This is a genomic window from Nitrospira sp. BLG_1, assembly GCF_047338595.1.
GTDB lineage: Bacteria > Nitrospirota > Nitrospiria > Nitrospirales > Nitrospiraceae > Nitrospira_D.
Genome location: NZ_JBLFBO010000029.1, coordinates 22,637 through 36,090, shown reverse-complemented (window position 1 = coordinate 36,090; position 13,454 = coordinate 22,637). Strand labels below are relative to the sequence as shown.

Sequence of the window (13,454 nt, the reverse complement as noted above, 5' to 3'; positions counted from 1 at the left end):
GGCCCCGAGGTTCCTCCCGTCACTAGGACTCTTCCTGGTGGCGGGAGGCCTTTTTATGAATGCGCCTGTTATACCGACTGGTTTTGTACGATACGCACAGGTTGGCTGAAACATGTCGTGTGAAACGTGATGCGTGATGCGTTTTGATCTGGAACGAAGGACGTTTCCCGTACGACGGCTTATGTGGTGCATACTCTAGAATGCCGGAACAGATTCGTGTGCTCCTTGTTGATGACTCGGTAGTCGTACTTCATGGGTTGAAGACGATCCTCGATGAAGACAAGAACATCGTCATTGTCGGTACGGCAAGCACGCATGATGAGGCGATTGCTGCAGTCGGGCAGCACCGACCGGATGTAGTACTGCTGGATGTGCAACTGGGCTCCGCAAACGGAATCGATTTGTGCGAGACCCTCAGGCACAGATTCCCCCAGACCAGCATCTGCTTCTTGACGGCCTATGAAGACAGGGCGCTCTTGCGTGCCGCAATTCGTGCCGGTGCACAGGGGTACTTGCTGAAGAGTTGTTCGGGTGTGGAGGTTGCGCGGTCCATTGCGATCGTTGCGGAGGGAAAGGCCGTCGTCGATCCGACATTGGTCACGCAGGTCATGACCTGGATTCGGGATGGCGCACAAGGCACACGACGGCAGAGCATCGAAGACTGTTCAAAGTCCGATGTCGAAGTGTTGTCCCGTATCGCCGCCGGCAAGAGCAATAAAGAAATCGCCCAAGAGCTCCATGCCACGCCTGCCAGGATTGCATCGCGCATTCAGGCCATTTACAAGCGGCTGAAGATCTCGAGGAGATCGGAAGCGACGAGTTGCTTCGTCCGGTGGAGAGAACGGTTGCCACGTTCGATGCCGAACGGAACCGCGCTCATCCCGAGCCCGATCACGCGACATCTTGACGACAACGGCTGATGCTGCGGTCGGCAACAGCGTGATTCCACGCCGGTGGAATTCGTCATAACTTCACCGTCAGCCAGCCCATCACCCTCGTCCCGAGCAGGTCACCGAGCGGATGCTCACGATGCGTGTCGTTCAGGGCGTTGAAGACAGACAGGGCCAGCTCGGCTTCCCGCACATTGTCGCCTGTTTGTTGCCGCCAGAGCAGGTAGCCCACTCTGATGTTGACCAGATCATACGCGGGGACCTGTTCCTTCGGAAGCACGGTGCCTGGCGGAAAGAAGGGTGACAGGTTGGTGAAGGCATCGGCCAATGGATAGGACGCAGCTCCCACGCGGTGGTAAAGAATTTCACCAGTAAAGGGACTCCATTTGACCCGAAGTCCAGCATTGATTTTGTGGTGTGGAAACCCTCGCCGGCTGACCCCGCTGGAGGTTTGACCGATCTCTTGATACGCATAATTGGCAAATCCTGAAAGCCAGGACGTCATCAAGACTTCTACGCTGGCTTCCCCTCCATAGACATCGGCGATCCCGCCGTTCATGGGGTGAACAGGGATCAAGGGGCTGCCGGTCGGGTTTTGAAACGCGATCAGATCGGAAATATGGTTATAAAACCCCGTGAGTCTGGTTCGCAGCCGATGGTCCCACCACCAGCCCTGATACCCGACTTCGTAGGACATAATGTGCTCGGGTTTCACGTCGGTTGACCCCACAATTCTGGTATTGAAGGGAGGGAGCCCAGGCAACGTTAACTGGTTCAGGACATCAAGGCTCGCCTCAGTGGTTGTGGGCGGACGATAGGCCATCGAACCGGAAAAGCGAAGGACATGGTTGGCATGGAGATGGTAGATCACGGCGCCGCGAGGCGACAGATGGGGACCGATCAAGCTGTCTAGATCGTACCGCAGGCCGGCGCTGACCTCCAGCGAAGGCAGCACCAGCCAGTCTCCTTGCGCATAGAGTCCGACACGATCCTCCGTCGTTCGAGTGGTGAGAATATTTGAGCTGTGAAGAATGTGGCGGAAGTTGGTACCGACGTTGATATTCAACGACTCGTGCGGGTTGAACCGATAGCGTGTCTCGAAGTCGTACGTGTTCTGGTGGTGTTCTTGGTCTGCACGTCCAAATCGGTCAGTGATAGCGGATAGCGGGGCGAGCGCCCGGACCACTCCAAAATTGGCTTCTCCGAAGTGCCCGCTCCACCAGCCGCGGACCAGCAGATTGCGTTGTTCGTAACTGACCAGGGCATACCCCTGCGACAAGTTCCCGTCGGAGACGGACGCTTCCCTGACGAACCCGTTATAGGGGTTCGCTCGTCCGATCCCTCCTTCCGCCCGTATGGTCCCATCCCCAGGAAGGTGATACTCGACTCTTCCGCCGATTCGTTGGCCATTGAGCGCCGGTGCGTCTCGATCGGACCATCGTTGCGTTTGCTCATGGCCGCCGGATAACCGGTATCCCCAATTCCCCACCGTGCCAGCTTGGACTACGCTGGTGAGCAGGGTTCCCATATCGCCACCCGCTACTTGGAGTGTCGTTCCCTTCATCTCTTCCGGAGACTTCGTGATGATATTGATAACGCCGTCGAAGGCATTGAATCCGTAGACGGCTGATGCCGGCCCTTTCAGGACCTCAATTCGTTTGATTTCAGCCAAGGTGACAGGCAGCAGCTTCCAGATCGTATTGCCGGCTTGATCGAGGTAGATGGATCGTCCGTCCACCAGGACGAGGAGCTTGTTTGCCAGCACCTGATTGTTACCCCGCACGCTGACATTGAAATCCACGGCGTTGGTTTGCATGACTTCCATCCCCGGCACTTGCCGCAACAATGTCGGGATATCCGTGGATCCGGAGCTCCGAATATCCTCATCGGTGATCACGTAGACATCGGAAGGAGCTCGAGAAATCGGCTGTTCATAGCGGCTGGCGATGCTGACGGTTTCCTCCTTCAAGTAGAGCGCTTCATTGAGAAGCTGCCGTTCAGTCGTTGAAGAGGTTCGGGGGACCAGGGGGGAAGTTTCGGCCCAACTCTGCGCCAAGTCCTGACACCAGCACAATGCCATCACAGAGACCAAAGTTCTCCAGCGTCTTGGCACCAGACACCGGTTCAGAGTCACAGTTTCACCGTGAGCCATCCCATCACGCGTGTTCCGAGCAGATCTCCGAGTGGATGCTCACGATGCGTGTCGTTCAGGGCGTTGAAGACAGAGAGTGCAACCTCCGCTTCGCGTAGATAGCCGGCTGCAGATTGCTGTTGCCAGAACCGATAGCCGACACGAAGATTCAGCAGGTTATAGCTGCTGACCTGTGGATTGACGAACGGCACGCCGAATGGCGCTAACAGGGTGAACGTTTGAGCAACCGGGTAGGTGGCTTGTCCGACATAGTGATACGACAGATCAGCGGAGATACCTGTCGACCAGATGCCTCTGAGCCCCACGTTGGTCTTGTGGTTCGGCGCACCTCGGCGAACGGTACCGAGAAACGTGTGATCAAAGAGCTCGTAACTGTAGTTGGCATAACCGGACAGCCACGTCGTTGCAAGCACTTCAATCCCGACTTCCATCCCATAAATATTGGCGTGGCCCTGATCGTTCACGAACGTGGCTTGGGTTGCTGAGACGTTTCGATTGCCGATCAAATCAGAGAGATGGCTGAAAAAGAGGTCCCCTCGCGTCCGTAAGCGATGCTGAAACCACCAGCCTTGATACCCCACATCGCCGGAGATAATTTGCTCGGGGTCGAGTCCGGCCGAGCCGCGTACGGGGATCACATTTGTGAATGTCGAGGGAGCTGGAGGTGCCAACCCTGTGGGAATTGTCGTTCTCGCGCGTTGGTCGAGTGAGGTCTCGATCAGCGTCGGTGGGCGATACGCAACAGAGGCAGAGGCTCTGAATGAATGGTTTGGTGAGAGCTGGTAAATGACAGCCAGACGAGGACTGAGCGTGGGATTGATAAAGGTATCCATATCGTACCGTCCGCCGGCCACCAGAGAAATGCGTGGTGTCACCCGCCACTCATTCTGCACGAAGAGACCAAGTCGATCCTCACGCGACACGTCAGAATTAATATTGCTGGTCAAGCTGATGTGCCGGTAGTTGAGCCCATAGGTGAATTGATGCGCTCCCCAAAATTTGATCATGTGTTGCAGGTCAAGGTTGTAGGTGTCCGCGACGGTCGAGGATAGAGCCTGTCCGTTCCGGTCGGTAATGGTGAGAAAATTTGAGAGGAGGGGGTTGGCAGTCGGCAGTGACGAACTGGAGAGCCTGGACCACCAGGTCCGAAGCGACAGGGTGCCCCAGTCCAGTTCGGCGCTGACGTAGGCCTGTGTCAACCTGGTGCTTGTTGAGACAGTTTCACCGATCTGTCCATCAAAGCGATTGGTATCGACGACACCGCCTGACACGTGCAACGTACTGTTGTCAGACAGCGCATATTGAGTGGCCACATTGAGCTTGTGAGAGCGAAAGGCAAGGGCGTCTTCATCCCGCCATTGCTGGTTCTGGTCTCGTCCGGCTGAAATCCGAACTCCTAGATTTCCGACCGTCGCGGCAGTCACTGCAGCGCTAGTCACGGTTCCCAATTCGCCTCCGCCGAACTGGAGTGTCGTGCCTTTCATTTCTTCCGGTGTTTTCGTGATGATGTTCACGATGCCGTCGAAGGCATTGAACCCGTACAGCGCCGATGCCGGGCCTTTGAGCACTTCAATTCGTTTGATTTCCGGCAAGGTGACCGGCAGCGCTTTCCAGTACACCGTGCCCTGCAAATCCACATAGATCGACCGTCCATCTACAAGGACCAACAGCTTATTGGCGATCGGTTGATTGTTTCCGCGGATGCTGACGTTGAAATCAGCACCGCTCATTTGCATGATCTCAACTCCGGGGATTCGACGAAGAATCGTAGGTAAGTCGGTTGCTCCTGAGAGTCGAATATCCTCATCGGTAATGACGTACACGTTGGATGGGGCTTCAGAAATGGGCTGTTCGTGCCGGCTGGCAATACTGACGATTTCTTCTTTCAGGTAGAGGGATTCTTCCTGGAGTTGCTGTTCCGTCGTTGAAGAGGCTCGCGGGAGCGAGAACGACGGCTCAGCCCAGGCCTGCAGTGGGACGACGATCAAACAAACCACTACTGCTATGATCTTGTCCAAGCGGTTCGTTGTCATGAGTATGAATTCGGCTTGATTCAGACGATCAACTTGCTCATTGATTCGCGAGTGCTATCGCAATCAGAGCGAAGGGCAGATCAGTCATCCGAGTGGTTGTTGAGCGGGCGCAAAGCCGCACGGGTATGTGTTCCGGAGTCTGTTGCAAAGTGGGGTCTCATCCATTTTAAGCGGATACTTTCATATGCCAACTCCACCAGGAATACAAGTATCACGAGTAAAAATGGCTGCTCTGTTCACGAGAAGGGCGTCCACTGTGCTCGATGTGAATCTAATTAGATACTGAATCCTTTTGTAGACAGCTCATTCTTATTCAGGTCCTATGGACCCTGTTATGCGCGGTTCAGCCGACATTTCCCTTCAGTTCACGATCATCTGACCAGATCCAGCCGTGCGGCGTGAAATATGCTTGACGGCGTTCGCATGGTCTCGCGCAACCTAGATGTGTTCCATGGTGAGTGGCTTTTGGAGTGCCTTTCGCCTCCGACCGCTCTTCCACTACAATGGGCGCTGTACTCAACCTAGCCGGGAGAGTTCCATGCAGATACGAGTTCTCGTGGTCGACGACGATCAAGACATTTTACACGCGCTCCAGAAACGCTTGATCTGGATGGGCCATGAGGTGCTGACGGCCGAAGACGGCGAGCATGCGCTCAAACTGGCAATCGAGGAGCAGCCGGATCTGATGTTCCTGGATATCGAGTTGCCGGGCTTGAGCGGACTGGATGTGCTGAAGCTGCTTGCCGAGCGTCGCTCGAACGTTCCGCCGCAATATACGCCGGAGGTGGTCGTGATTACCGCATTCGGGACGATTGATCGGGCCGTCGAGGCCATCCGGCTCGGGGCCTGTGATTTTCTGACGAAACCGTTTGAGCCGGATCATCTTTCTGCGGTGATCGAGAAGGCCAGGGGCCAGATGGCTCTTACCAGGCAGATCGGGCTTCTGCAAGCCGAAGTCGAGGGCCGGTATGAACAGGTGATCGGGCACAGTCCGCGCATGGTTGAACTCCTCAATACGGCCCGGCGCGCGGCCGGCGCATCCGCCACCGTGCTTCTATTGGGTGAAACCGGAACCGGGAAGGAAGTGATGGCTCGTGCATTGCATCGGTGGAGCCCGCGTGCCTCGAAACCCTTTGTCGTGGTGAATTGTGCGGCATTACCCGAGAGTCTGTTGGAAAATGAGCTCTTCGGCCATGAAAAGGGAGCCTACACCGGAGCGGGGAAGCGGGAACCGGGGAAAATTGAATCGGCGGAAGACGGCACCGTGTTCCTCGATGAGATCGGTGACATGCCTGCAGGACTGCAAACGCGACTGCTCCGTCTCCTCCAAGATCAGGAGTTCTACCGGGTCGGCGGGACACAACCGATCCGTACGAACGTCCGGTTTATTGCGGCCACGAATAGAGATCTGAAGGAGGCCATTCAGGACGGTGGGTTTCGGGAGGACCTCTTCTACCGGCTGAACGTGATTTCGCTCACCGTCCCTCCGTTGCGCAAACGGCCGGATGATTTGCCTGCATTGGTCGAGCACTTTCTCCGGCTGCATGGGGCGTCGATCGCCCATCGGACGTTCACCGTGAGCCCGGATGCGCTCGACGTGCTTCAGGGCTATCACTGGCCGGGGAACGTGCGTGAGTTGGAAAATGTCTTGGTCCGCGCCATCACGCTCTGTCCCGATGACCGTATTGAGCCGGAACATTTAGGGATCACGGCGCCTCGCCGGTTACCGGTGGACGTGGCATTTTCAGAAGACGAGACGCTGAACTACCATGCGGTGATGGAAGGGTACAGCCGGAAGGTCCTGGAAGAAGCGTTGCGACGAGCGGGATGGAACCAGACGAAGGCAGCTGAGATGCTGGGACTCCAACGCACTTACCTCACAAGGCTCCTCAGGCAACGTGGAGTCTTGGTGAAGCCTCCTTCCCCCTAGCAGCACACCTCGTGAAACGTGAAGCCACGGGCCAATGGTTTCAGGTTTCATGTTCAACGTTTCAGGTTGTGCAGAAACCAAGAATCTCACACCTGAAACTCACGCCGTGAAACATGAAACATCAAACTTGAAACCAGAAACCGTCGGCATCGTCTCTTCACGACATACGCGTCACGGACGACGCTTCACGAGCTACGATGGGCTCTGCATGGGCGAGACGTACCGGTGTCATTGTCTGTAAGGTAAAGTAAAAGCAGCTGCCTCGGCCGGGCTTTGTCTCCACCGCGAGTCGGCTCTGATGGAGTTCGACCAACAGCTTAGCAATGGCCAGCCCGAGTCCTGTTCCCTTGGTTGTTTTATGTGTCGTGGGTGCACGATAGAATGGTTGAAAGACCTTGTCCACATCATCGGGCGCGATGCCGGGTCCGACATCCCGCACGGAGATCAGAATGTTGTCCGTTGAGAGTCTCGTGACGTCGAGATCCACGACGGTATTCATCGGTGAGAATTTGACCGCGTTATGCAATAGATTGAGGAGAATCTGTCTCAGTTTGTTCGGGTCTGCCGACACCAAGGGTAGATCAGTCGGGAGTGAGATGACGATCGTCACGGAGCGTTCTGACGTGAAGGGATGAAGGTCCTCGACGGTCTTGGCGATCACACTCCCAAGTGCAACCGGTTCCAGGCGTAGTGTTGTTTGGCCCAGCTCGATTTGAGAAAGATCGAGCAATTCCTCGATGAGAATCCGAAGCCGCGAGAGGTTGGCTTCTACACGCAACAGCGATCCTCGCTGATCAGGGGTGACTGCTCCATCAATCCCATCCCGTAAGTTGGCAAGGTGGACCTTCATAGAGGTCAGCGGGGTCCGCAATTCGTGTGAGGCGGTGGAGACGAAGATCGATTTGCGCCGGTCCAGCTCTTGGAGTTTGGCGTTCGCAGCCGCCAGCTCCCGGGTGCGGATGTTGACCCGCTCCTCCAAGGTCTGGGCAAGCTCGCGCAATTCATGCTCGCGCGTCTGCAATCTCAAGGCCATGGAGTTGAAGACCTCTGTCAGGGTTCCAATTTCATCGCGTGCCTGTATGGCAATCGTCGGTGTCGTCTCTCCGGTTCCCAGTTTTGTGGCTGCAGCCGTCAGTGCTTGGAGGGGGACCGTCATACGGCGCGCCAGCAGCACGGTTATGCAGATTCCGCCGATCAATGTGTTGACCGTAATGAGCACGGCTTGCCATAACAGCCGGCGTAAGTTCTGTTGAAGGTCGGACGTGGAAAGGCCGATTTCAACCAGAGAAGGAGGTGGGGACGTCAGTTTCTGTGTTACCTCTGAACCTCCCGGACGTTCCTCAAGGGTGAGTGTGAGGGCAGGATCCCAGTGGCCCGTATGAGATTGGCGAGGAACCTGGATCAACAGGTCATAAAATATAGGGAGCTCGTACCCTCCTAGAAGATTGAGCAAATCAGAAGGCGAAAAGTCGATGTTTGGTCGAAGAAAGGGACCGTTGCTGCTCAGCCATATTCCGGTCACGATTGGTTCGGTTTTGTCGGTGCCGGGTAGCGAGACCAGTTTCGTGACGGAGAAATGCCGGCGACCTGCTGCTGATGCGGAAAACTGTTGCTGCCAGTCGTTCTTTCCGTAGCCGGTTTGAAGGTCTCCGTTCGGTGAGAGGATTGCGACATAGGCCACCGGACTCACCGTAAGAATCTCCTGTGCGAGTTCATCGAGTCGATGGGTGTCGCCGGCGAGGATGCTCACACGCCCCATACCGGCCAGGTGTTGCGCGAGCAAGGTTCCGCTCTGGACGAGACTCTCGGTTGCTGATCGCACTTGCTGCTTGAAAAAGAGCCACCCCAGAAGGAGACAGGCCACAATGAGAATCGTGGTGGTACTAAGGACGAGCTTTGTTCTGACGCCGATTGAAATGCCGGATACGAAGAATCGCTTGTGAACCATGGCCGTTTTTTACGCTCAACCGTTGCCGATACTCTCAGGGCTGCTACTCACGGATCCTAAGTGTCAAGTTTCATGTCCCATGTTTCACGAGGTGAGTTTCATGTTTCTGGTTCCAGGTTTCAGGTTATGCAGAGTCAGAACGTCTCAGGCCTGAAACTTGAGCTATGAAACAGTCAACGTGAACCCGTTTCCGCGATGCTTCACGACCGACTCCGGCCAGGCAGCTTCGTGATGAATCGACAGGAAATAAATCAGACCGGCTCCTAGGGAATGAGATCCGAGGAGTCTGTTTTTTGAGCGACCGGTCCTGGGCCGCTAAAGATGTGGCCCGCGACACGGACCACGTCTGGTGCGAGCCTCAGGCCAAGATATTCGGCGGTATTCAGGTTCAACGCCAACTGAGGACGTTCGGGGTCGTGAAGAGCGCCGGCTGGTTTTGCGGGATGAGTGAGCTGTGTGCGTACCATCCGGGCTGCCTGTTGTCCCACGGCCCAAGGATCCACCACAAGCGCGCCAAGCGCTCCCTGCTGAACCAGCGTCGAGGAGAACGTAAAGATCGCGATTTTTGCGTCGATGGTCGATTCCAAGAGGAATGGGATTGATGATTCCGAAATGACCGTTTGATCTTGCAGCAGCCACAAGGCGTCGATCTTTGGGAGGAGTATCCGAATGGCAGGCGCCAAGTCCTCCTGAGTGCGGACAGCCATCTGCACGAGCTCAAATCCATCTTGTTTGGCAAGACGATGCGCATTTCGAACGAAGTCGCCGCTCTGCGCCTCATCGTAGAGGACACCGATGCGTCGTCGATCCGGCAAGACAGAGCGAATGGCCGAGAGCTGGGCTTCGGGTGAGATCCTGACGGCAATTCCGGTCATATTGGAAGTGGGTAGTCCGTGGCTTTCAGGATTCAGGACCATACAAAAGATGACCGGCGTATCGAAAATCTCCAATTTTGCGGCCATGGCCGCCTTGAGGCCGACTGCAAACACCAGGGTGGGTGGCGAGGCTCGCAAGGCTCTGCCGATTTCTCGTCCTTGTGCGAGTTGACCGCCGATATTGTATTCACGGACCTGCATGGTTGAAGGGAGACCGGCCCGAAAACCAAGGACCGCTTGCTCATAATAGGAAAGATCGGATGATTTGAGAATGGCGATCTCTCCGGCGCCGACGATCGGGATTGGGCCGGTAAGCCAGGCAACAGCGAAGAGCCACCAGAGTCGCACGATGAAAGTTGGTTGCCGACGTGAAGGTGTCGAGCTCATCGCGGATTTTCTCCTACGTGTCATATCTTCTCAAGTCCAAGGGGAACTTACAAGAGGCGTACTTACCTTGGAGTAGGCCGAATGGATCTGATTATAAAGATGAAATATTAAGCAAGTTTTAGACCGTAGAGTCTATTGGAAGGATGATGAGCTTGTCCCATTTCTGGTCAGACGGTCGGCTGCCCGCCGTCTCAGTATTCCGAGAGCGTGTTTCCTCGCTTGCACCTCCTGCTGATGAGTCGGTGACAACCGATCACAGTTTAAGTGTGAGCCATCCCAGTACCCTGGTGCCTAGCAGATCTCCCAAGGGATGTTCGCGATGCTGATCGTTCAGCGCGTTGAATACGGAAATCGCAACCTCGGCTTCGCGCCGATAGCCTGTGGATGTCTGTTCCTGCCAGATCCGATACGCTCCCCGCAGATTGAGCAGATGGTAGCTGCTGATCCTGGTGTCGGGTGGTATCACGCCAAAGCTTCCAAATTCCGAGAATATGGGGGCAATGGGATAGGTGGCTGCGCCTACATAGTGATAGGCAATCTCGCCGCTCAGCCCGTTCTCCCACCGACCCCGAATGCCCGCATTATATTTGAACCGAGGACCGCCTCGCCGAGCGGTTCCCGTGAGGGTCTGGCCGATTTCCTGATAGGAAAAGTTGCCGAACCCACTCAACCACTTCGTGACAAGGAATTCACCTCCGATCTCTCCACCATAAATATCGGCGGTCCCGCCTTGGATCGGCATTGGGGCTGTGGAAACGATGAGATCAGAGATGTGGTTAAAAAAGACAGCACTGCGAATTCTGAGCCGGTGTTGGAGATACCAGCCTTGATACTCCAGCTCATAGGAGATGATCTGCTCAGGTTTGAGGGCGCCACTCCCATTTACCGTGATCAGCGGTGGGGATGGGATGGGGGGAGGAAGGGTAATGATGGCGAGATTGTCCCCATACGTCTCAAAAAACGTCGGTGGACGGTATCCCACTGCCACGGTTCCTCGGAAGGTGTGGTCAGGGACTGGTGTAAAAACGAGCGAACCGCGCGGACTGATTGTCGGATTTATAAAGCTGTTCAGCTCATAGCGTGCGCCGCCCACTAGCTGAATCAATGGAGTCGGCTTCCATTCCCCCTGGAGATACAGCCCCAGTCGATCTTCGGTGCGATAGCGATCCTGGAAGTTATGGGATGTGGTGTTATGCCGATAGTTGATTCCAACGGCGAAGCGCGTGGTGGTTCCAAGATCTATCGTTCGTTGCGCCTCGATATTGTAGGTATGGCTTCGCAGTCGTACGTCTGAAGTGCCGTTCCGATTGGTGATGTGAAGGAATGGGGACAGCAGTGCATTGGGAGTCACAGGCCCGCTGACATCGAGGCCATTCCAGAACGCCCGAAGAAAGAAATTCGGTCGATCGTAGACCGCATGGGCGTAACTCAGAGCCGGTACTCCAGTGTTCACAACGGCATCCGTCACGATGCCATCGAACGCCCCTGGCTTAATCAGCCCACCGGAGAACGAGAGTTTACCGCCGTCTGCCAGGAGGTATTCGGTCTGAACATTGAACTTATTATCCTGATAGGCGAAGGCGTCACGATTTTTCCACTGCTGGGTCTGATCGTGCCCATAGGAGAGTCGGTAATTGAATTGCTTGTAGCTGTTTGCGTAGATGGCAGCGCTATTGAGGGTGCCGTAGGATCCTCCACCGGCTTGGAGAGTCGTGCCCCTCATGTCCTCCGGTGATTTCGTGATGATGTTGATGATGCCATCAAACGCGTTGAAACCATAGAGGACAGATGCCGGTCCCTTCTGTACCTCAATGCGCTTGATCTCCGGCAAGGTTATTGGCATGGCCTTCCAGTACATAGACCCTTGCACGTCGACATAGATCGATCGTCCATCCACCATGACGAGTAGTTCATTGGCATCCAGTTGATTGTTCCCACGCACGCTCACATTAAAATCCCCGCCGGTGACCTGCATGACCTCCAGTCCAGGGATCCGCCGCAGCACGGTCGGGAGATCCGTGGCGCCGGACATTCGAATCTCCTCGTCAGTGATCACATAGACGTTCGAGGGGGCTTGCGAAATCGGCTGCTCGTATCGGCTGGCGATGCTGACGGTCTCCTCCTTCAAGTAGAGCGCTTCCGCCCTGAGCTGCTGTTCTGTCGACGAAGATGCTCTGGGGAGAAGAAGTGATGAGTCAGCCCAACTCCAGAACGGAAGTGACAACCACCAAGCAACAACGATGAGGCTTTGTCCAATGAGCCGAATCAAGCAAACAGGTGTGTCAATGCGGATTCTCTGATGGGCCGGTACACGAAGCATGTCACGTGAGTTGATACACGAGCACGGTCGAGATATGAGTCGGTCGAATGTACGTTAGGCCGGAGCGTGGATCAACACTTCTTAGCTGGAAGTATTTGTTAATACTAACAATTAGAAATCAAAATAGAAGATTGCCGGGGGAGCGTCTCTCGTGAAGCGTCGTGCTCGATGGTTTCACGTGTACTATTTCATGCTTCAAGTTTCAGGTCTGAGACGTTCTGATTCTGTATAAACATGAAACATGGAACCAGAAACATGAAACTTACTCCGTGAAACATTGAGCATGAAACCTGAAACTCCTCAACCCAGGAACGAGTTACGCCTCACGAATTATGCATCACGAAGGGCAGTGTTCAGAGGCAGGTGATGCTCAGATGGCGGTGAGCAGGTCTTCATCCATCGTCGCCAAGGCTGTGCGCAGCGCGTTGACGAGCAGACGATACCGCTCTTCTGCCCAGGTGTTGAAGGCTTCCGCATCGGAAAACACGAGATCCCAGGCCTTGGCGGCGTCGAACAGGACCAGCTGTTTGGGCTTTGCGTGTCCCTGGAACAGAACGACCAAGACGGCCGAGTTGCCGGTCAAACTGATATCGGTGAAGAGGTGTATCGTAGCGGCGGGGGAAAGCGTGACATCACGCGAAGCCGCTTCTACGATCGGTTGGTAGAGGCGTTGCAGGAATTGTTTTGTCAGTTCATGAGGAGTCACCGGCGCCAAGAGATGGGGGTTCGGTTTTTCTCCGAAGAGGTTTTCCGTGAGGTAGGTGGCCGCTTCCCAGGTCGGCATGGCACCTGAGCTCACAAGGGCTTCGCAGAGGTAGGCGAGCCAGTTTCGACTACGGGGGCGTTTACGAACGGCCGTCAATTTTCTTGCCATCATCGACCATCCTTCGAGACATGACATCGGGGAGTCAAGACGATA

8 protein-coding genes are annotated in these 13,454 nt (G+C 55.4%); 2 read left to right on the top strand and 6 right to left on the bottom strand.

Annotated features, from left to right (window positions below; translation table 11 throughout):
- Positions 1–200 precede the first annotated feature (200 nt).
- Positions 201–920 (top strand): response regulator, encoded by a 720-nt coding sequence (locus ACMTNU_RS15675; RefSeq protein ID WP_413936241.1) that lies wholly within the window; start codon positions 201–203, stop codon positions 918–920.
- Between the two features lie 43 nt (positions 921–963).
- Here the strand turns inward: ACMTNU_RS15675 and ACMTNU_RS15670 are convergent, their stop codons facing one another.
- Both ACMTNU_RS15670 and ACMTNU_RS15665 read right to left on the bottom strand, forming a co-directional pair.
- Positions 964–2,946 carry a TonB-dependent receptor plug domain-containing protein gene (locus ACMTNU_RS15670; RefSeq protein ID WP_413936240.1) on the bottom strand — a complete coding sequence of 661 codons (1,983 nt, stop codon included), beginning with the start codon at positions 2,944–2,946 and terminating at the stop codon, positions 964–966.
- A gap of 74 nt (positions 2,947–3,020) precedes the next feature.
- Entirely contained in the window at positions 3,021–5,075 is a 2,055-nt protein-coding gene (locus tag ACMTNU_RS15665) for a TonB-dependent receptor plug domain-containing protein (RefSeq protein ID WP_413936239.1), read from the bottom strand.
- A gap of 538 nt (positions 5,076–5,613) precedes the next feature.
- Between ACMTNU_RS15665 and ACMTNU_RS15660 the strand changes: the two genes are divergently transcribed.
- Positions 5,614–7,005, top strand: a complete 1,392-nt coding sequence (locus ACMTNU_RS15660) for a sigma-54-dependent transcriptional regulator (RefSeq protein ID WP_413936238.1) — start codon at positions 5,614–5,616, stop codon at positions 7,003–7,005.
- Between the two features lie 157 nt (positions 7,006–7,162).
- Here the strand turns inward: ACMTNU_RS15660 and ACMTNU_RS15655 are convergent, their stop codons facing one another.
- From ACMTNU_RS15655 to ACMTNU_RS15640, 4 genes are all read right to left on the bottom strand, one after another.
- On the bottom strand, positions 7,163–8,953 hold the full coding sequence (locus ACMTNU_RS15655; RefSeq protein WP_413936237.1) for an ATP-binding protein: 1,791 nt from the start codon (positions 8,951–8,953) through the stop codon (positions 7,163–7,165).
- A 263-nt stretch (positions 8,954–9,216) separates the two neighbouring features.
- Entirely contained in the window at positions 9,217–10,215 is a 999-nt protein-coding gene (locus tag ACMTNU_RS15650) for an ABC transporter substrate-binding protein (protein WP_413936236.1), read from the bottom strand.
- A 253-nt stretch (positions 10,216–10,468) separates the two neighbouring features.
- Positions 10,469–12,343: a TonB-dependent receptor plug domain-containing protein gene (locus ACMTNU_RS15645; protein ID WP_413936235.1), complete on the bottom strand. Its 1,875-nt coding sequence runs from the start codon at positions 12,341–12,343 to the stop codon at positions 10,469–10,471.
- Positions 12,344–12,905: 562 nt separating this feature from the next.
- The gene (locus ACMTNU_RS15640; protein ID WP_413936234.1) at positions 12,906–13,412 is read right to left on the bottom strand and encodes a hypothetical protein; all 507 of its coding nucleotides are present in this window, start codon (positions 13,410–13,412) and stop codon (positions 12,906–12,908) included.
- Positions 13,413–13,454: the final 42 nt, after the last annotated feature.